Below are 19,206 nucleotides of genomic sequence, written 5' to 3' on the forward strand. Positions count from 1 at the left end.
TTGAAGACCGCGCGCGAATGGCTGCGAGACAAGCTTGGATACGAGTGCCGGGACCCGGCTCTGCTCGAGTCCGCGCTCACGCATCGCAGCGCCGGCGGCTCGCATAACGAGCGGCTGGAATTCCTCGGTGACGCGGTGCTCAACTGCGTGGTCGCCAAGCTGGTGTTCCACGGATTCGCCAGCGCCAACGAAGGCGATCTGTCCCGCTTCCGCGCCAGCCTGGTGAGCGGCGAGGCGCTGGCGGTGATCGCCGCCGAGATCGACCTGGGCAGCCAGCTGCGGCTCGGCTCGGGCGAGCTCAAGTCCGGCGGTTTCCGACGCAAATCCATCCTGGCCGATGCGCTCGAGGCGCTGTTCGGCGCGGTGTATCTGGATGGTGGGTTCGAAGCGGCCGCCGGCGTGATCGAGCGGCTGGTACAGCCCCGGCTGGGGCAGCTGCCGAGCGCGGATGAATTGAAGGATCCCAAGACGCGCCTGCAGGAGGCTTTGCAGGCCCGCGGTCTGCCGCTGCCATCATATGCAGTCGAATCCATTTCCGGCGAGGCGCACAATCAGGTCTTCCAGGTGCGCTGTACGGTCAGCTCGCTGGGCCTGAAGGTGTCGGCGAGCGGCGCGAGCCGGCGCCGTGCGGAACAGGCCGCCGCTCAGCTGCTGCTGAACGCGTTCCACGAAGCCCAAGGAATTTCCACCTGATGTATTTGTTTGCGATCCGATGAGCGAGCAGCCTCCAGAATCCCCCGAGCTCGATGACGCCAATGAGTCCGACGCGAGCGCCGAGGGCCACGACGTCCCCGGGACGTATCGCTGTGGATTCGCCGCCATCGTCGGCCGGCCCAACGTCGGCAAGTCGACGCTGCTCAACGCCTTGCTCCGACGCAAGGTGAGCATCGTCAGCCCCAAGCCGCAGACCACCCGTCATCGCATCCTGGGCATCCTCACCCGGCCCGAGGAACAGATCATCTTCGTGGACACGCCGGGCATTCATTCCACGGCCCGTCGCGCCATGAACCGTCACATGAATCGCGCCGCGCTGTCGTCGCTGGCCGATGCCGACATCAATCTGTTCGTCGTCGAAGCGCTCACCTGGACCGACGAGGATCAGCGCGTGCTCGATGCTTTGAAACAGCAAAAGCGTCCCATCATTCTGGTGCTCAGCAAGGTCGATAAGGTCACGCCGCGCGAGCGCCTGCTGCCTTACATCACCGAGATGAGCCGTCGCGCCGAGTTCGTCGAAGTGGTGCCGCTGTCGGCGCTCAAGAACAGCAATCTCGAACAGTTGCCGTCGATCATCGCGCGTCATCTGCCGGTGTCGCCGCCGCATTTCCCGCCCGATCAGGTGACCGATCGCAGCCCGGAGTTCCAGGCCGCCGAGATCGTGCGCGAGAAACTCACATTGCGTCTGCGGCAGGAGCTGCCTTACGGGCTGACCGTGGCCATCGAGCAATTCAAGGAAGAGGATGGACGGCTGCTGGTCAACGCCGTGATCTGGGTGGAGCGCACCGGCCAGAAAGCCATCGTCATCGGCCAGGGCGGCGAGCAGTTGAAAGAAGTGGGCCGCTCGGCGCGCATCGAAATGTCCAATCTGTTCGGCCAGCCGGTGCACCTGGAGCTGTGGGTGAAGGTCAAGGAAAACTGGTCCGATAACGAAATGGCGCTGAAACAACTCGGCTACGAGATGTGAGCGACGCTCGCCGCATACAGTTACAACCTGCCTATGTGCTGCATCACCGGCCGTATCGCGACACGAGCCGGATTCTGGAATTGTTCACACGCGATCATGGTCGCGTTTCGGTGTTTGCCCGCGGCGCGCGCGGCGGCAGTAAATCCAATTCTTCACTGCTGTCCATCCTGCAGCCGTTCAATCGGCTGCTGGTGTCCTGGACCGGCCGCGGCGAAGCAGGGCAGCTGACCGGCGCCGAGTTCGACGGCGCGATGACGCCGCTGCCGCCGGATCGGCTGGTGCACGGTTTCTATTTGAACGAGCTGCTGCTGAAGCTGTTCGCGCGCCATGACAGCCATCCCGACGTGTTCGCCTTGTATTCGCGGACCCTCGAAGATCTGAAACACGTGGACGCGATCCGCCCATTGCGACTGTTCGAGAAGCGCTTGCTCGAAGCCATCGGTTACGGGCTCGCGTTGGAGCGCGATGTTCAAAGCGGCGCGGAGATCGAGCCCGGCGCGTCCTATCACTACCGGATGGAGCAGGGGCCGGTGCGCGTGGAAGGCGTCGCCGAAGGTGCTCCGGCTTATAGCGGCGTTTATTCCGGCGCAACGCTGCTGTCGCTGGGCCGCGAGGAGTTGTCCGACGCCGAGGTGTGCGCCGAGGCCCGGCGGCTGCTACGGGACGCCCTGGACCGCTGCCTGGATGGTCGCGAGCTGCGCAGCCGGCAAGTGATGCTGGCGTTGCGAAAGGGAAAATGACAGCATTCTCAAATGCTTCACCTCGGTGTCAATGTCGATCACGTGGCCACGCTGCGTCAGGCGCGGCGCACTACCTATCCTGATCCCCTGTTCGCGGCGTTGATCGCCGAGCAGGCCGGCGCGGACAGCATCACCATTCATCTGCGCGAAGACCGTCGGCATATCCAGGACCGCGACGTGCGCATGTGCAAGGATGCGCTGCAGACGCGGCTGAACCTGGAGATGGCCGCCACCGATGAGATGGTGCGCATCGCGCTGGAAGTGCGGCCGCCGGATGTTTGTCTCGTGCCCGAGAAGCGCACCGAAGTCACCACCGAAGGCGGGCTCGACGTGCTCGGCCAGCAGGAGTCGTTGAAGCGCATCTGCGCCAGGCTCGGCGAGGCAGGCATCCGCGTTTCGTTGTTCATCGATCCGGAGCCGGCCCAGCTGGAAGCCGCCGTTCGCGTCGGCGCGCCAGTGGTCGAGCTGCACACCGGCGCGTACGCAGAAGCGCTCGGCGAGCATCGCGCCAAGGAGCTCAAGCGCATCGAGGTTGCGGCTCGTCATGCGGCTCAGCTGGGACTGACGGTGCACGCCGGCCATGGTTTGCACTATCACAACGTGCAGCCCATCGCCGCCATCAGCGAGATCGTCGAATTGAACATCGGGCATGCCATCGTCGCGCACGCCGTGATTCATGGGCTCGCGACGGCCGTGTCGGAAATGAAGCGCCTGATGCTGGCCGCCCGGGCGGGGCGTTGAGCAGGCGTTGGCTGCCAGCAATCGGCGGTTGTTCGGCAGCTGCCTCGCTGGTCAACGGCCAGTCTCGAACAGCCCACTACTGACATGATTTTTGGGATCGGTACCGACGTCGTGCAGATCGAGCGCATCGAGCGGCTGCATGCCAGGTACGGCGAGCATTTCGTGCAGCGCTTGCTGTTGCCCGCCGAGCTCGAGGCATTTCGCGCCCAGTCGCGCTCCCAGTCTCGAGCGGCGCGCTTCCTGGCGATGCGCTTTGCCGCCAAGGAGGCCATCGTCAAAGCCATGGGCACCGGCTTCCGGCACGGACTGTGGATTCGCGACATCGGCGTGGCCGCCAACGAATTCGGCCGACCCGACATCATCTGGTCCGAGCGCGGCCAGCAACTGCGCGAGCGCCTCGGCATCGGCGAAGGACACATCACGCTGACGGACGAGGCTGGCCTGGTCGTAGCGGTGGCGATATTGATGCGGCGAAACGTTTAACTGCGCTGTCGAGTGCGACTCCAACATGCCCGTATTTGTTTTCGACATAGAAACCATCCCGGACGTCGAGCTTGGCCGGCGCATCTACGACCTTGGCGACCTGAGCGACAAGCAGGTCGGCTACGTGATGCAGGCCAAGCGCCGCGAGGAATCCGGCAGCGAGTTCCTTTCGTATGAGCAGCAGCGCGTGGTCGCCATCTCGGTGGCGCTGCGTTCGCGCGATACGTTCAAGGTGTGGTCGCTCGGCGATCCGAGCGCGTCGGAAGCGGAGATCATTCAACGCTTCTACGACGGCATCGACAAGTACACGCCCGATCTCGTGTCCTGGAACGGCGGCGGGTTCGATCTGCCGGTGCTGCACTATCGCGCGCTTCGTCACGGCATCGTCGCGCCGCGCTACTGGGAGAGCGGCGATGAGGACCAGGCGTTCCGCTGGAACAACTATTTGAACCGCTATCACTGCCGGCATCTGGATCTGATGGATGTGCTGTCCAGCTACCAGGGCCGCGCGCGCGTGAGCTTGCAAGCTGCGGCCACGTTGCTCGGGCTGCCGGGCAAGCTGGGCATGAGCGGCGACAAAGTCTGGGATGCGTACCTGGATGGGCAGCTGGAGGTCATCCGCAATTACTGTGAAACCGACGTGCTGAATACGTTTTTGATCTATCTGCGCTTCGAGATGATGCGCGGCCGGCTGCTGCGCGAGGAATATCACGCCGAAGTCGCCAGGGTGCGCGACGTGCTGGCGGCGCAGGGCAAACCTCACTTTCAGGAATTCCTGTCGGCATGGGAGACCACGGCCTGGGAGACGCAGCGTTGAACGCACGGGCACGCGGGCGGCCGTCGGCCCAGCCCGAGACGGCGAAGATCACCGACTTGTCGCACGAAGGCCGCGGCGTCGCACATGTCGACGGCAAGACTGTGTTCATCGACGACGCGCTGCCGGGCGAGCTGGTCGAATGGCGACGCATCAAGCGCGGCCGCAATTTCGACGAAGGCCAGTTGTTGCGAGTGATCGAGCCTTCGCCGGATCGCGTCGAGCCGCGTTGCATTCATTTCGGCATGTGCGGCGGCTGCGTGCTGCAGCACCTGGCCGTGGATCAGCAGCTGCAATTCAAACAAAAGCAGCTGATGGATTCGCTAACCCGAATCGGCAAAGTCACGCCGCGGGACATTCTGCCGCCGTTGCAGGCGAGCACTTGGAACTATCGCCGGCGTGCGCGACTCGCTGCACGTTGGGTTCCGAAAAAGCATCGGACAGTGGTCGGCTTTCGAGAGCGCAGCACCCCATACATCACGGATTTGCGGCGCTGCGAGGTGTTACAGCCGCCGATGGACCAATTGCTCGTCCCGCTGTCCGAATTGGTGACCGCGCTGAGCATTCGCAATCGCGTGCCGCAGATCGAAGTCGCGGTGGCGGATAACGCGGTCGCATTGGTCGTGCGCGTGCTCGAGCCGTTGACCGAGTCGGATACGGAGTTGCTGCGTGGTTTTGGTCGCGAGCACTCGGTGCAAATGTTTCTGCAGCCCGGTGGCTATGAGACCGTCGCGCCGATGGACGAGGCCGCGCCGTTGGAATATCGGCTGCCCGCGTTCGATCTCACGTTGCAGTTCCTGCCGACCGATTTCGTGCAGGTCAACGGCCCGCTCAATCTGCAGATGATCGATCGGGCGATGACGTTGCTCGCACCCGCCGCAAATGACCGCGTTCTCGATTTGTTCTGCGGCCTGGGCAATTTTTCCCTGCCGCTGGCGCGCCGGGCCGGGCAGGTGATCGGCGTGGAAGGCGAGGCCGGGCTGGTCGAGCGCGCCCGCGCGAATGCCGCTCGCAATGGGCTCACAAATGTTCAGTTTCACACGGCCAATCTCGCCGACGAAAGCATCGCCATGGCTCAGTTCACGGCGCCATGGGCCGGCAGGTTCGACAAGGTTCTGCTGGATCCGCCGCGCGCCGGAGCTAAAGAAGTGCTGCCGGTGGTCGCTAAGTCGGGAGCCGACACTGTGTTGTACATTTCCTGTCATCCCGGCAGTCTCGCGCGGGACGCGGGTATTCTCGTGCACGAGCATGGTTATAAGCTGCAGGCGGCGGGTGTGATGGATATGTTCCCGCATACGGCGCACGTCGAATCGGCCGCATTATTCACGAAGTGATCAGTATGACCCTCGGTCCATTGATGATCGATATCCAGGGCACGACCCTGACCCAGGAGGATCGGGAGCTGATGGCCCATCCGCTGGTCGGGGCCGTGATCCTGTTCACCCGCAATTTCGAGAGCGTCGAGCAGCTGACTGAGCTGGTCGCCGACATCCGCGCGGTCCGCTCGCCGCCGTTGCTGGTGACGGTCGATCACGAAGGCGGACGGGTGCAGCGGTTCCGCAAGGGATTCACGGTGCTGCCCTCGATGCGGTTGATCGGTCGCGAATATGACCTCGATGCAGCGGCTGGCAAGCTGCTGGCCCGCCAGTGCGGCTGGCTGATGGCCGCGGAGCTGCGGGCCGTGGGCATCGATATGAGCTTCGCGCCCTGCGTGGACCTGGACTATGGCGCCAGCAGCGTTATCGGCGATCGCGCTTTCCATCGCGATCCGCGAGTGGTTTCGGAGCTGGCCATCGCGTTCATGGGCGGCATGCGCGAGGCGGGCATGTCCGCCTGCGCCAAACATTATCCCGGCCATGGTTTCGTGGCCCCGGATTCGCACGTGGCCATGCCGGTGGACCGCAGGCCGCTGGTCGACATCGACGACGACGTGATCCCGTACCGCCGGCTGATCGACAATGGGCTACCCGCCATCATGGCGGCCCATGTCGTGTACAGCGACGTGGACGACAAACCGGCCGGCTTCTCGCGCCGCTGGCTGCAAAACGAGCTCCGCGGCCGGCTCGGTTTCGACGGCGCGATTTTCACCGACGATCTGTCGATGGCCGGCGCCAGTGTGATCGGCGACATGCCGGCTCGCGCCAAAGCGGCGCTGGCGGCCGGTTGTGACGTGCTTTGCATGGCCAACGATCGCAAAGGTGTGCTCCAAGTCGTCGCATCTTTGACGGGGAGCGGGGATCCTTTAAGTCAAGTCCGCATGGCCCGCCTGCACGGCAAGCCGGGATTGACCCGGGAGGCGCTACACGCTTCGAGCGACTGGCAGACCTGCGAGGGGGCCGTCAAAGGCTGCATGGAGCGGCCGGATCTCCGGTTGAATTCGTAACAATTATGAGCGTCGACGCAACACTGCTGCAGAGCCTGGTAGAAGCCGCCCCGGACGGCATGGTCATTTGCGACGCTCGCGCCGCCGACCGCCCGGTGGTGTTCCTGAACGCCGCGATGGAGCGGCTCACCGGGTACGACGCCGATTATATCCGCGGCCGCAACCTGCGCTTCCTGCAGGGCGAGGATCATGAACAGGAAGGCCTGGACAAGATCCGCTCGGCGCTCCGGCAGGGCACATCGTGTCACACCACGCTGCGCAACTATCGCAAAGACGGCACGATGTTCTGGAACGAAGTGACCATTCAGCCGCTGCGCGACGCCAACGGCAATGTGACGCACTTCGCAGGTTTTCATCGCGAGGGGGGCGATCGCCTGCGTCTGCGCGAGTCCGCCGAGAAGACCGATCCCTCGCTGAGCACGCAGACCATGCTGGCGTATCTGCGCGACGACAAGCTCACCGGCCTGCTGCGACGGACCTATTTCGACGAGCTGGTGAAGCGCGACTGGGGCCTGGCGCAGCGCGAATCGCGGCGGCTCAGCTTCCTGCTGTTCGACCTGGACTGCTACTTCACCTACAAAGAAACATTCGGCAAGAACGGCTCGGATCAGTCCTTCAAGCGCATCGCTCGCGTCATCGGCGGATGTTTCCGTCGCGCCAGCGATCTGTGCGGCCGCTTCGATGAGGATCAGATCGCCGCGGTCACCACCGGTCTGGATCTGGCGCAGGCTTCCAAATTAGCCGAAGCCGTGTTGGGACGCGTGAAAGATCTGGCTATTCATCATCCGCGCTCGCCTGTGTCCCGCTATGTGACCGCAAGCGCCGGCGTTGTTTCTCTAGTGCCCCCGCACGACGCCGCCCCCGAACGCGTTTACGAGCTGGCCTTGCAGGCGCTCCGAGACGCCAAGGACCTCGGCCGCAATCGCGTGGTCAGCCGGGAGGCTGATTAATCAGCGCCACTCGCGGTGCTCGGCGTGATGATCGCGATCACGCCCAATTTCGGACTGTCGATGTAATGCCGCTCGTTGCTCCGCATGCGACGCGTCTGTCGCAGTACGTAGCGCTGACCGTCGCCACTGGCGGCGCCGTCCAGCACCAGATCCAATGTCAGATGCAGATAGCGCCCGCGTGACAACGCGATCTGGCCCTGTAGACCGGACGACGCCGGCACCAGCGAGCTGACCGAAAGGAACTTGGCGGAGTTGCGGGCGTAACCCGGCTGCGTCCAGCCGATGTGCGCGATCGGTTGATAACCGCGGCTGCGGCGCATCGTGTCCTCGATGGCCTGCAGTTTCATCTTCGACGCAGGCAGAGCAGGGAACGTAACGGTCGGTGCGGCCACCGTGGGTACAGCTTCGAGCACGCTCGAAGACAGCTCGTCCTCCGGAATGTCGAGTCGCTGCGCCGCTCCCGCGGCTTCCACGCCCCAGTCCTCGGGCGTCTCTTTGCCCGTCAGATTGCGAAAGATCAGCAGCTCGACATCGTACGACTGCGTCGGCGCCGCCTGCTGTGCAACCGCCGACCCCACCGACATCAGGGACGCAATCAACACCGCCGCGCCCAGCATACGTGTGCGCGCCCAACGACCGAACAAAGCTGAATGGCTCATGGCGAAAGTTTACCAGCTGCCCGCCGCTCCCGGATCCCGGAAGGTTTTGCAAGGAAGATGAACGGTGCCAGTGGCCATCGACCTTACCTCTTGAAGCGTTTACCCGACCCAGAAGATTTGTAGCTCACGGTGGGCTTCGGAGCCGGAATCTTCGCTGGCGCACTTGACTTCGAGGCCGCCGCGGCGATGGCCTTCTCGCGAGCTTTCTCAGCGGCGAGTTCGGCAGGAGTGGGAGTGGTGCGGCTGAGTTCGGAGAGCAACTGCTCGACTTGCGTAAAGCGCAGCTCCTCCTGCTCCAGGTTCATGGTGAACTTGAGCTTGTTGCCACCCTCCAGCCGATGCGTCCGCGAATTGCGCTGAACGTAGCGAATCAGCGTGCCAGGCTCGACCTTGGTGTCGCTCTCGAATGTGACCGAGCCGCCGCCCGGCCCGATGTCGATCTTGCGCAGTCCCAACGCCCGCGCCGCCTGTTTGAACTCGGCAATACGGAACAAGTTCTTCGCCGGCGGCGGCAAGAGACCGAAACGATCGATCATCTCAACCTGCAGCTCACGCAACTCTTCGTTGGTTTTCGCCGCGGCGATTCGCTTGTACAGCACCAGTCGTAAATGCACGTCCGGCAGATACTCGTCCGGCAGCAACGACGGCACATGCAAGTCCACCTCGGGCCCCTGGTGCATGGGCTCGTCGAGCTGCGGCACTTTGCCCGACTTCAGCGCATTCACCGCGCGCTCCAGCATCTCCATATACAGCGCGTAACCGATCTCCTGGATCTGTCCGCTCTGTTCCTCGCCAAGCAACTCGCCCGCACCACGAATCTCCAAGTCGTGAGTTGCGAGCGTGAACCCCGCGCCGAGATCTTCGAGCGACTCGATCGCTTCCAACCGTTTGACGGCATCTGCAGTCATGAGATTGCGCGGCGGCGTCATCAAATAAGCATATGCCTGGTGATGCGATCGACCGACGCGCCCACGCAGCTGATGCAGCTGCGCCAGACCCAGCTTGTCGGCCCGATCGATGATGATCGTATTCGCCGACGGCACGTCGATGCCGCTTTCGACGATGGTGGTACACACCAGCAGGTTGGTCCGCTGATGATAAAAATCCAACATCACTTGCTCGAGTTCGCGCTCGCGCATCTGACCGTGGCCCACCGCGATACGCGCCTCGGGCACCAGTTCGGCCAGCGTGCGTGCGGTCTTCTCGATCGTGTCGACGCTGTTGTGCAAAAAATAAATCTGACCGCCGCGGCGGAGCTCACGAAGACAGGCCTCGCGAATGGTGGCAGTATCCCATTGCGAAACGAAGGTCTTGATCGACAGTCGCGACACCGGCGGCGTGGTGATCAACGACAGCTCGCGCAAACCACCCATCGCCATGTTCAGCGTTCGGGGAATTGGCGTCGCGGTGAGCGTCAACACGTCCACTTCGGCGCGCAGCTGTTTCAACTTCTCCTTGTCCTTGACGCCGAAACGATGCTCTTCGTCGATGATGAGCAAGCCGAGCCGCGCGAACTTCACCCCTGATTGCAGCAGGCGATGCGTGCCGACGACGATGTCCGTCTGCCCGGACTCCAGCGTCTCCAACACCTGGTTCACTTCTTTGGAGGTGCGGAATCGGGACAACGATTCCACTCGCACCGGCCAGTCCGCGAAGCGATCTGCGAATGTTTGATAGTGCTGTTGCGCAAGCAGGGTGGTCGGAACCAGCACCGCAACCTGTTTGCCCGCTTGCACGGCGACGAACGCAGCGCGCAGAGCGACTTCGGTCTTACCGAAGCCCACGTCACCGCAGACCACGCGGTCCATCGGCTGACCGCTGCCGAGATCCTCGATCACGGAACGAATGGCCTGGGCCTGATCGGGTGTTTCTTCGAACTTGAACGCCGCTTCGAACGCGCGCAAGTCGTCTTCAGGCGCAACCAATTGTTCGCCCTGACGCGCGGCGCGGCGTGAGTACAAGTCCAGCAGCTCGGCCGCCGTGTCTCGGATCTTTTGCGCGGCTTTCTTGCGCGCCTTTTCCCAAGCATCGCCGCCGAGCTTGTGAAGCGGCGCTTGATCGGCGGGCGCACCGGTGTAGCGACTGACGAGATCGAGCGCCTGCACCGGAACGTACAGCTTGTCGCCTTCGGCGTATTCCAACACCAGGAATTCGCTGGTGAGGCCACCGACGTCCAGAGTGGTCAGTCCCACGAAGCGACCTACACCATATTCCTCGTGCACCACCGGTGAGCCGGGATGCAGGTCGGTGAGGTCGCGAATGATTTTTTCCGGATCGCGTTCGGGCCGGCGCCGCCGCCGTTCCTGACGCGCGCGTTCGCCGAACAACTGTTCTTCGGCGATCAATGCCAGCGGCGGCTCGTCCAGCAGCAAGCCGGTCGAGATGGGCGAGACGGTGATCGCCACGCGGTCCTTGCCCGTGTTGAACGCCGACCAGCTGTCGACCAACTGCGGCTTCAAGCGGCTCTTGGTCAGCAGGTCGATCAGCATCTCGCGGCGACCGGCCGACTCGGCGGCGAGCAGCACCCGGCCCGAGAAGGATCCGAGGAAGTTTACTAGCTCGCGCGCGGGCTCTTCGCTGCGCTGATCGACGCGCAGACTGGGCGGCTGGCGAGTGGAGAAATTCTGATAGGGCAGGTTCTGAGTGAGCGGATCCAGCTCCACGCGCGACAGCTCGATGCGTCGATATGACGTCATCCGCTGCATGAACTCCGCCACCGGCATGAACACTTCGCGCGGCAGCAGGATGGGACGGTCGACGTCGTGGCCGCGTTGCTCGTAACGCGTTTCGACTTCAGTGAACGCCTGCGTCGCCATCGAATCGATCTCGCGCTCGGCGGCGATGATGGTGTTCGGCGGCAGGTAGTCGAGCAGCGTCGCCGTCTTGTCGAAGAACAGCGGCAGGTAATATTCGATGCCCGGTGGCGGCGCGCCTTCGGCGATATCGCGATAGATCGCCATGCGCGTGAGGTCGCCCGGGAAACGATTGCGAAAGCGACGCTTGAAGTTCTGGATGCCTTCGGCGGTGAGCGGAAACTCGCGCGCCGGCAGCAAACGCAGCGCGGGCACTTTGTCGCCGGAGCGTTGCGTCTCGGGATCGAACTTGCGGATCGACTCGACCTCGTCGTCGAACATGTCGAGGCGGTAAGGCGTGTCGCTGCCCATCGGATACAGATCGACGATGGAGCCGCGCACCGCGAACTCGCCCGGGGCCATCACCTGCGAGCTGGAGACGTAGCCCGCGCCGGTCAGCCGCTCGCGAAACGCGGCGACATCGAAGGTCTCCCCGGCGCGCAGATCGAAAGCATGCGCGTCGATATAAGCCTGCGGCGGCAACCGCTGCAGCATCGTTTCCAGATCAACGATGACGATGCCGCGGGTCAGCCGGGGCAGGGTGGAGAGCAGTCGCAGCCGTTGCGAAACGATGTCGGGGTGCGGCGAGAACAGGTCGTACGGCAGCGTCTCCCAGCCGGCGAAGGTTTCAATCGACGTGCCGGGCTCGCAAAAAAAGCGCAGCTCGTCTTCGGTGCGGCTGGCCTGGCGCGCGTCGTGCGCGATCACCAGCAGCGGGCCGGAGGATTTGCGGGCAGCCTCGGCCAACCACAGGGAAGTCGCGGAGCCGTACAGCTGGCCCCAACGAACTTGCAGTTGCGTACGACTGGGAAGAAGCGGACGTTCGGACATTAGAATTGACGGATGGCTAATGACTGGTCAGAAGGGCGCAGCGTGGCCTCCGGCCAAGTGGTGTCTCGCCGGCGGAATGCAATACACGCCACTCGGGACGACGCCGTGAGGCGTCCCCGAGGTGGGCAAGGGTAGCAGAGGAGAGCCGGGTACTGGGGATGACCTGGGCAGAGGCGACTCTGACCAGTCAGTAGTCACCAGTCGTCAGTCACTTCTAGCCGATGGCGACCGTATGGATGACCAGGTGATGCTCGAAATAGACCACGAAGCCGGGGTATTCCCAGCGGGTGATCGGCGGTTCGCCGACGGCCGCTTCCCGGCGGGTGGGGGCGCCATAGGTGGCTTCGACCTTGTCCATGGACATGCCGCGGGCAGGGCGATTGGCCTGCTCGGCCGCGGGGGCCGACGGGGTGGTCAGCACGTCGGCGCTCACCGACATCGAGGCGCCAATGGCCATGGCCACACCGGCCAGCAGCTGTGGCAGCTTGTTACGCAGTTTCGGGCGAATCTGAAAGCTCATACACCCCTCCCAAGCGGGATTCCTTTTTGACCCATGTTCACCGTGCGCCGCCGACGGCGCACCTTCTCGATGCGCCGCCGACGCAGCGCCTTCTCGATGCGCCGCCGACGGCGCAAGGGCCGCGGCGACTGTATAGCAGGGCTTACATAAGGGCCAAGCGCGGCGCCCCGAATTGTGGTCGCAGTTCACAGTTTTGGCGGCAGTTTCCATAAGGCACGCCGCAAGGTAGCCTTGCGCGCCCAAAGGAGGCACATGTTCCACCCCCTGCCGCTCTACATCGGACTGCGCTACGTGCGCAGTCGCAGCCAAGGCTTCTTCGTCTCATTCATCAGTTGGGTTTCGATGCTGGGCATCTGCGTCGGGGTGGCGGCGCTGATCACCGTCATTTCGGTGATGAACGGGCTGGAGGGCGAGATGCGGGGGCGGCTGCTCAGCCTGGCCTCCCATGCCACCCTGTCCGGCGAACCTGAACAACTCGAGGACTGGCCGGAGCTGGCCGAGCGCATCCGCAAGGAAGAGGGTGTCGTGGGGGTCGCACCGTTCATCGATCTGCAGGGCATGCTCGGTCGTGGCGAAGACATGCGCGCCGCGCTGATTCGCGGCGTGGATCCCGAGTTGGAATCGCAGGTCTCCGACGTCGGCGCCCATATGCAGGTGGGTCGGTTCAGCGACCTGATCCCAGGCGAGCAGCACATCATTCTGGGCTCAGGGCTCGCGTATGCGCTCGACGCTCGAGTGGGAGACGAGATCACGGTGCTGGTGCCCGCGATGGCCAATGGCGGTGAGGGTGCCATCGCCGGCATCGACCTGAAGCCTCGCATTCAGAATTTCATCGTCAGCGGCGTGTTCGAGGCTGGCGCGCAGGAACTCGACAACGTGCTCGGGCTGGTCCACCTTCAGGACGCCTCGGGGCTCGCCGGCACGCACGGCATTCCCGGCGGACTGCGTTTGAAGTTCGACGATATCTTCGCCGCGCCGGTGCGCACGCCACAAATCAATCAAGCGCTCGGCGGCCAACTCAAAGTCAGCGACTGGTCCATCGAGAACGCCAGCTACTTCCGCGCCGTGCGTATCGAGAAGACCATGATGAGCCTGATCCTGATGCTCATCGTCGCCGTGGCCGCTTTCAACATTGTCGCCGCGCTGGTGATGGTGGTGAACGAGAAACGCACCGACATCGCCATCCTGCGCACCGTGGGCATGACGCCGCGCGACGTGATCGGCGTGTTCATGACTCAAGGCGTGCTGATCGGCTGGTTCGGCGCGCTGCTCGGCTTGATCGTCGGTCTGCTGCTGGCCTTCAACGTCGGTACCATCGTGCCGTTCCTCGAAGGCCTGGCGGGCGTCAAAGTATTCGATCCCACCGTATTCGTGATTTCGGACATGCCTTCCGAGGTTCAGTGGCCACAGGTCATCACCATTACGGTCACGGCGTTGGTGCTCACGGTGCTGGCCACGATCTATCCCTCGCTGCGTGGCGCGGCGACCGAGCCGGCGGAAGCGTTGCGCTATGAGTAAGCGTTACGAATTTCTCATCGGCCGTCGCTATCTGCGCTCCACTCGCGGCAACCGGTTTGTGTCTTTCATCTCGACGATCTCCATGCTCGGCATCGCCATCGGCGTGGCGGTGCTCATCGTGGTGCTGTCGGTGATGAACGGTTTCGAGCGTGAAGTGCGCGGCCGCATTCTCAGCCTCACTTCGCATGCTTCAATCAGCGCGTTCGGCTCCGGCTTGCCCGATTGGCAGGGAACGGCCGCGAAGATCGAAGAGCATCCGGAGGTGGTTGCCTCCGCGCCCTACATCGAAGCGCAGGCGCTGCTGATCGCAGGCTCGAAGAGCAGCGGCGCGGTGATGACCGGCGTGCTGGCCGACCATGAGCGCAAGGTCACCTCGATCACCGAGAAGATGGCGTCGGGCTCGTTCGAAGCGTTGGAGCCGGGCAGCTACGGCATCGTGTTGGGATCGGAGCTGGCGAAAGCGCTCGAGGTTTCGCTGGGCGATCGCGTGATCGTCGTGACATCGCTGCGTAACACGACTCCCGTCGGCGTGATGCCACGCCACCGCGGTTTCAAGGTGGTCGGGATCTTCAATGCCGCCATGTACGAGTTCGACCGCAACATGGCGTATGTGAACATGGAGGACGCCGCGCGCCTGTATCGCATGGGCGATCAGGTCACCGGAGTGCGCCTGAAGCTTTCGGATATGTTTCTTGCGCCACAGCTGGTGCGCGAGCTGGCGCTGTCGCTCGGCGGCGGTTATTACATCGACGACTGGACCCGCAAGCACGCCAACTTCTTCCGCTCCATCCAGCTCACCAAGTCGGCCATGTTCCTGATCCTGCTGCTGGTGGTGGCGGTGGCGGCGTTCAATATCGTGTCCACGCTGGTGATGGTGGTCAAAGACAAGCGCGCCGATATCGCGATCCTGCGCACCATCGGCGCCTCGCCGCGCGGCATCCTGACGGTCTTCATGACTCAGGGCACCGCCATCGGATTCATCGGCACGGTGGCGGGCGTGGCGCTGGGCGTGCTGATCTCGGTGAATCTGGAAACATTGATTCACGGCCTGGAAGCGCTGCTAGGCGTGCATTTCCTGGACGCCAAGGTGTATTACATCAGCGATCTGCCGGCCACGGTGCAATGGGCCGATGTGATCAAGATCAGTGTGACGACCTTCCTGCTGTGCTCATTGTCCACGCTGTATCCGGCATGGCGCGCTGCCCGCACTCAGCCGGCGCAGTCGTTGCGGCATGACTGACCAAAAACCCAACGAGAACGCTAGAGAAATGTCCGATCCGGTTCTGGCTTGTAGCAACCTGACCAAATATTTCCAGCAGGGCGATGCCCGCGTGGATGTGCTCAAGGGCATCGATCTTGCGATTCATCCTGGCGAGCGGGTCGCCATCGTCGGCGCTTCCGGGTCGGGCAAGACCACGTTGTTGCAGCTGTTGGGTGGCTTGGATCTGCCGACGTCCGGCACGGTGAGCATCGCTGGGCAACAGATCAATCAGCTCTCGGACAAGGAGCGCGGCGACTTGCGCAACCGCGCGCTCGGCTTCGTGTATCAGTTTCATCATCTGCTGCCCGAGTTCACGGCCCTGGAGAATGTCGCGATGCCGTTGCTGATTCGACGTGTGTCGGTGGCGGAGGCGCGTGCGCAGGCGCGGCAGTTATTGGAACGCGTGGGCTTGGGCGCGCGACTCGAGCATCGGCCGGGACAGCTGTCAGGCGGTGAGCGTCAACGCGCGGCGGTCGCGCGGGCATTGGTTACGAAGCCGCCCGTGGTCCTCGCCGATGAACCCACCGGCAATCTCGACGGCGCGAATGCGCGCCAGGTCTTCGATCTGATGTTGGAATTGAACCGCGAGCTGGGCACCGCGCTCATCATCGTGACTCACGCGCCGGAGCTCGCCGCTCAACTGCAACGCTCGCTGACTCTGAGCGATGGGCAACTCCACCCAACCTGACAGCTTGCCGATACGGCTCTCCGGCTGAGCAGCGAAAATCAGTCGTTATTCTTTGGTACTTTGCTCTTGGCGCCTTTGCGCTCGTGATATTTGAGCACGAGGCTGAGGTGCCACACTCCGCCCAACAGCACGTAGCCGCTGAGCGCCGCGGCCATGCCGAGCACGAGGCACCCGAGCAGGAACGGTTTCCAGATCGGCAGCAGCGCCGTGCTCAACCACTCCCAGCTCATTTCGAAGGCGATGTGACCGCCGCTGATGCCGAGCAGGCTGCAGCCCACCCAGTAAGCGCCCATGTACATGGGCACCATGGTGAGCGGGTTGGTTAGAAACGTTCCCACGATCGCAGCCGGCACGTTCAAGCGGAACAACAGCGCGAGCAGGGTGGCGAGAAGAATGTGCACTGGAATGGGCACGAACGCGATCAGCAGGCCGAGCGCGAAAGCGCGCGTGACGCTGCGACGGTTCAAGCTCCAGTACGCCGGATGTTCCAGCAGCAGGCGGAAAGGCCGCATGAACCAGCGTTCCTTCCAGCGGTGGCGCTGGCGGCTCAGGGGCTTGAAGACGCGTCTGGGCATGCAGTGACCGTGCGAGGAACGGACGGGGATTATCTCAGCGGCGGCAGTCCGCCGCGATGGATTTCTTCCTGTGCGCGTGGTGAGTTTCCGCGCAGTTGGGAAGGCGGAGTTGGCGCACGCGCAAGGAGGCGCAATGGGTGCGATTGCCTTGGCATTTCTTGCGGGTCACTGCGCCGTGCACAACCTGTCGCGGCTGCCTGGGCGGGCCGGGCTGGCGATACTCGTGCTCGCATTGATGACTACTCTCGCGGGAGGCCGCTTCGCGGCGCGCTGGCGAGGCGGAACTGCGGTTCGAACGGCAATGATGGCGGCATTGTTGGGGGTGTCGTGGGCTTGGGGTCATGCAGCGCTGCGCCTGGCGAACGATCTGCCGGCGGCGCTCGAAGGTCAGGATCTGGTCGTGCGTGGCTGGATCGCTTCGTTGCCGGACTCGAGTGTCGATCCTCAGTTCGTGTTGGAGGTCGTCGATGCGGCGCCCGACGTTCCGATGCGGCTGAGTTTGACCTGGTATCGCGCACCTCTGGCACCGCAGCCTGGCGAACACTGGCAGCTCACCGTTCGTTTGAAACGTCGCAGTGGGTTCGCGAACCCGGGCGGATTCGATTACGAAGGTTACTTGTTCCGTGAAGGTCTCGGCGCCACCGGTTATGTCCGCGACGGTGGCGACAACCGGCGCCTGGAGAGTTCTCCGCAGGGCTATGTGATCGCCCGAGTCCGTGCATGGATCGGCTCCCGCATCGCTGAAGCCGCAGGCGGGCACGAGATGCTCGGTGTGCTGCAGGGATTGGCGATCGGCGACACCCGCACGATGACAGTGGATCAGTGGCGCGTATTCACTGCGACCGGCACCACTCATCTGATGGCCATCTCGGGTTTGCATGTCGGCATGGTCGCCATGCTGGCGGCCTGGTGCGGTGGAAACATTGTTCGCTGGCGTGGTGCGCAATCGTTTGGTCTCACGGCCATGCATGGCCAGGTGCTCGCGGGCATGTCGGCGGCGGTCATCTATTCGGTGCTGGCCGGGCTGTCGATTCCCACGCAGCGTACGCTAGTGATGCTATGTATCTATTTCGGCCTGCGCTGGCGGCGCCGCACCTTGGGCATCGGCAGATCGCTGAGCGTGGCGGTGGTCGCGATTCTGCTGCTCGACCCATTCGCGCCGCTCGCGCCGGGAGCGTGGCTGTCGTTCGTCGCGGTAATGGTGATCTTGATGGCCGTATCGGGTCGGCTCACGCGTGAGGGTGCGATCGTCAGCTTCTGCCGAGTGCAACTGGCCGTGACGATTGGATTGATCCCGGTGTTGCTGGTCGCTTTCGGCAACTTGTCCTTGGTCGCGCCGCTTGCAAACGCGGTCGCGGCGCCGGCATTCACCGTGTTGATCGTCCCTGGCGTGTTGCTGGGAACGTTGGCGGCAGCGATTCACCCGGCGGCAGGCGCACTGCTATTGCAATTTCCGGTGCTGCTGTTGGACGCGGGCTGGCCGTTGTTGGAATGGCTGGCTCGACATCCTTTGGCGGTGTGGCATGCACCGCAGCCGTCGTGGCCGGTGTTCGTTGCGTTGGTCGCGGGAGTGGCGTTGACGATGCTGCCGGCAATCTGGCCGCTACGGATCGCGGGCGCGCTGCTGTGCTTGCCCATGATGTTTTATCGCGCGCCCACTCCGGCGCCTGGCGCATTCGAGCTGACGGTGCTGGATGTGGGGCAGGGGCTGGCCGTGGTGGTGCGAACGCATTCGCATGTGCTGGTGTACGACACGGGCCCGGCGTTTCAATCCGGGCGCTCGGCTGCCGAGCTGGCAGTGCTGCCTTTTCTGCGTCATGCCGGCGTGACTCATATCGATATGCTGATGGTCAGTCACGGCGATCAGGATCACAGCGGCGGGCTGCGTGACATGCTCGCAGCTCTGCCAGTGCGCGCGGTCTCGGTCGGCGCTGCAGTCAATCAGGCGCCGCCGGATAGGATCGAATGCGAGCGCGGCCAACAATGGCGCTGGGACGATGTGACCTTCACGGTCCTGCATCCGCAATTCGGTGCCGGAGCGCAGGCTGAATCTCGACGCGACAACGACGGGTCATGCGTGCTGAGGATCAGCGGCCGCGACGGTTCAGCGTTGTTGACCGGAGACATCGAGGCAGCCGCCGAACGCGAGCTGCTGGAGCGTGAGCTGCGGCCAGCAAGCGTGGTCGTCGCGCCTCATCACGGCAGTGACACTTCCTCGAGTTCGCTATTCGTCGCCGGCCTGCGACCGGATGTGACGATTTTTTCCACCGGCTATCGCAATCGCTGGAATTTCCCACGTCCGGCCGTGGTCGAGCGCTGGCGCGCAGCGGGCGCGCGCAACTACGACACCAGCGCAAGCGGCGCGATCCGCGTGACCTTCGACCCTCACGAGGGCCGAGTTGCCGCTCGAGTTTTTGAGCACCGTCACACACAGCGACGTTACTGGACCCGGTAGTGATGCCCCTGCGACGAAAGCTGCTAACATGCGGCGGAATAATCCGCCAACCCAC

The 19,206-nt window shown here is 63.6% G+C and carries 17 protein-coding genes; 13 read left to right on the plus strand and 4 right to left on the minus strand.

Going from position 1 to position 19,206, the window contains the following annotated elements; all coding sequences use genetic code 11:
- From rnc to JM946_RS10245, 9 genes are all read left to right on the plus strand, one after another.
- Entirely contained in the window at positions 1–693 is a 693-nt protein-coding gene (gene rnc, locus JM946_RS10205; RefSeq protein ID WP_203167187.1) for a ribonuclease III, read from the plus strand.
- 19 nt (positions 694–712) lie between these two features.
- Entirely contained in the window at positions 713–1,681 is a 969-nt protein-coding gene (gene era / locus JM946_RS10210; protein ID WP_203167188.1) for a GTPase Era, read from the plus strand.
- Positions 1,678–2,421 (plus strand): DNA repair protein RecO, encoded by a 744-nt coding sequence (gene recO / locus JM946_RS10215; protein ID WP_203167189.1) that lies wholly within the window; start codon positions 1,678–1,680, stop codon positions 2,419–2,421. Before era ends, recO begins: the two co-directional genes overlap by 4 nt.
- 12 nt (positions 2,422–2,433) lie before the next feature.
- A complete protein-coding gene (pdxJ, locus tag JM946_RS10220) occupies positions 2,434–3,162 on the plus strand; it encodes a pyridoxine 5'-phosphate synthase (protein WP_203167190.1) in 729 nt (242 codons plus the stop codon).
- Between the two features lie 84 nt (positions 3,163–3,246).
- On the plus strand, positions 3,247–3,645 hold the full coding sequence (acpS, locus tag JM946_RS10225; protein WP_203167191.1) for a holo-ACP synthase: 399 nt from the start codon (positions 3,247–3,249) through the stop codon (positions 3,643–3,645).
- Between the two features lie 25 nt (positions 3,646–3,670).
- The gene (locus tag JM946_RS10230) at positions 3,671–4,462 is read left to right on the plus strand and encodes a 3'-5' exonuclease (RefSeq protein WP_203167192.1); all 792 of its coding nucleotides are present in this window, start codon (positions 3,671–3,673) and stop codon (positions 4,460–4,462) included.
- Positions 4,459–5,793, plus strand: a complete 1,335-nt coding sequence (gene rlmD / locus JM946_RS10235) for a 23S rRNA (uracil(1939)-C(5))-methyltransferase RlmD (RefSeq protein ID WP_230979587.1) — start codon at positions 4,459–4,461, stop codon at positions 5,791–5,793. Before JM946_RS10230 ends, rlmD begins: the two co-directional genes overlap by 4 nt.
- A gap of 5 nt (positions 5,794–5,798) precedes the next feature.
- Positions 5,799–6,842: a beta-N-acetylhexosaminidase gene (gene nagZ, locus JM946_RS10240; protein ID WP_203167194.1), complete on the plus strand. Its 1,044-nt coding sequence runs from the start codon at positions 5,799–5,801 to the stop codon at positions 6,840–6,842.
- Positions 6,843–6,847: 5 nt separating this feature from the next.
- On the plus strand, positions 6,848–7,792 hold the full coding sequence (locus JM946_RS10245) for a diguanylate cyclase domain-containing protein (protein ID WP_203167195.1): 945 nt from the start codon (positions 6,848–6,850) through the stop codon (positions 7,790–7,792).
- Here the strand turns inward: JM946_RS10245 and JM946_RS10250 are convergent.
- The 3 genes from JM946_RS10250 to JM946_RS10260 all read right to left on the minus strand — a co-directional run bounded on the left by JM946_RS10250 (position 7,789) and on the right by JM946_RS10260 (position 12,654).
- Positions 7,789–8,451: a CsiV family protein gene (locus tag JM946_RS10250; RefSeq protein WP_203167196.1), complete on the minus strand. Its 663-nt coding sequence runs from the start codon at positions 8,449–8,451 to the stop codon at positions 7,789–7,791. The two genes, JM946_RS10245 and JM946_RS10250, sit on opposite strands and share 4 nt — an antisense overlap.
- Before the next feature lie 83 nt (positions 8,452–8,534).
- Positions 8,535–12,134: a transcription-repair coupling factor gene (mfd, locus tag JM946_RS10255; protein WP_203167197.1), complete on the minus strand. Its 3,600-nt coding sequence runs from the start codon at positions 12,132–12,134 to the stop codon at positions 8,535–8,537.
- A 214-nt stretch (positions 12,135–12,348) separates the two neighbouring features.
- Positions 12,349–12,654, minus strand: a complete 306-nt coding sequence (locus tag JM946_RS10260; protein WP_203167198.1) for a hypothetical protein — start codon at positions 12,652–12,654, stop codon at positions 12,349–12,351.
- Positions 12,655–12,906: 252 nt separating this feature from the next.
- Between JM946_RS10260 and JM946_RS10265 the strand changes: the two genes are divergently transcribed.
- The 3 genes from JM946_RS10265 to lolD are packed head-to-tail and all read left to right on the plus strand — an operon-like array spanning position 12,907 to position 16,121.
- On the plus strand, positions 12,907–14,172 hold the full coding sequence (locus JM946_RS10265) for a lipoprotein-releasing ABC transporter permease subunit (protein ID WP_203167199.1): 1,266 nt from the start codon (positions 12,907–12,909) through the stop codon (positions 14,170–14,172).
- Positions 14,165–15,412, plus strand: coding sequence for a lipoprotein-releasing ABC transporter permease subunit (locus tag JM946_RS10270; protein ID WP_203167200.1), 1,248 nt, complete (start codon positions 14,165–14,167; stop codon positions 15,410–15,412). The genes JM946_RS10265 and JM946_RS10270 overlap by 8 nt, the downstream gene beginning before the upstream one ends.
- A 28-nt stretch (positions 15,413–15,440) precedes the next feature.
- Entirely contained in the window at positions 15,441–16,121 is a 681-nt protein-coding gene (lolD, locus tag JM946_RS10275) for a lipoprotein-releasing ABC transporter ATP-binding protein LolD (RefSeq protein ID WP_203167201.1), read from the plus strand.
- Between the two features lie 38 nt (positions 16,122–16,159).
- Here lolD and JM946_RS10280 read toward each other — a convergent pair whose 3' ends face one another.
- Positions 16,160–16,696 (minus strand): DUF2062 domain-containing protein, encoded by a 537-nt coding sequence (locus tag JM946_RS10280; RefSeq protein ID WP_203167202.1) that lies wholly within the window; start codon positions 16,694–16,696, stop codon positions 16,160–16,162.
- Positions 16,697–16,829: 133 nt separating this feature from the next.
- Between JM946_RS10280 and JM946_RS10285 the strand changes: the two genes are divergently transcribed.
- Complete coding sequence (locus tag JM946_RS10285; protein WP_203167203.1) at positions 16,830–19,151, plus strand: DNA internalization-related competence protein ComEC/Rec2; 2,322 nt, start codon at positions 16,830–16,832, stop codon at positions 19,149–19,151.
- The last annotated feature ends 55 nt before the right edge of the window (positions 19,152–19,206 follow it).

Origin of the sequence: Steroidobacter gossypii (assembly GCF_016801985.1) — a bacterium.
Lineage (GTDB): Bacteria > Pseudomonadota > Gammaproteobacteria > Steroidobacterales > Steroidobacteraceae > Steroidobacter > Steroidobacter gossypii.

Coding starts and splice junctions, on each gene's coding strand:
- era (WP_203167188.1), top strand. CDS start 713: ATGAGCGAGCAGCCTCCAGAATCCCCCGAGCTCGATGACGCCAATGAG.
- pdxJ (WP_203167190.1), top strand. CDS start 2,434: ATGCTTCACCTCGGTGTCAATGTCGATCACGTGGCCACGCTGCGTCAG.
- acpS (WP_203167191.1), top strand. CDS start 3,247: ATGATTTTTGGGATCGGTACCGACGTCGTGCAGATCGAGCGCATCGAG.
- JM946_RS10230 (WP_203167192.1), top strand. CDS start 3,671: ATGCCCGTATTTGTTTTCGACATAGAAACCATCCCGGACGTCGAGCTT.
- nagZ (WP_203167194.1), top strand. CDS start 5,799: ATGACCCTCGGTCCATTGATGATCGATATCCAGGGCACGACCCTGACC.
- JM946_RS10245 (WP_203167195.1), top strand. CDS start 6,848: ATGAGCGTCGACGCAACACTGCTGCAGAGCCTGGTAGAAGCCGCCCCG.
- JM946_RS10250 (WP_203167196.1), bottom strand. CDS start 8,451: ATGAGCCATTCAGCTTTGTTCGGTCGTTGGGCGCGCACACGTATGCTG.
- mfd (WP_203167197.1), bottom strand. CDS start 12,134: ATGTCCGAACGTCCGCTTCTTCCCAGTCGTACGCAACTGCAAGTTCGT.
- JM946_RS10260 (WP_203167198.1), bottom strand. CDS start 12,654: ATGAGCTTTCAGATTCGCCCGAAACTGCGTAACAAGCTGCCACAGCTG.
- JM946_RS10265 (WP_203167199.1), top strand. CDS start 12,907: ATGTTCCACCCCCTGCCGCTCTACATCGGACTGCGCTACGTGCGCAGT.
- JM946_RS10270 (WP_203167200.1), top strand. CDS start 14,165: ATGAGTAAGCGTTACGAATTTCTCATCGGCCGTCGCTATCTGCGCTCC.
- lolD (WP_203167201.1), top strand. CDS start 15,441: ATGTCCGATCCGGTTCTGGCTTGTAGCAACCTGACCAAATATTTCCAG.
- JM946_RS10280 (WP_203167202.1), bottom strand. CDS start 16,696: ATGCCCAGACGCGTCTTCAAGCCCCTGAGCCGCCAGCGCCACCGCTGG.
- JM946_RS10285 (WP_203167203.1), top strand. CDS start 16,830: ATGGGTGCGATTGCCTTGGCATTTCTTGCGGGTCACTGCGCCGTGCAC.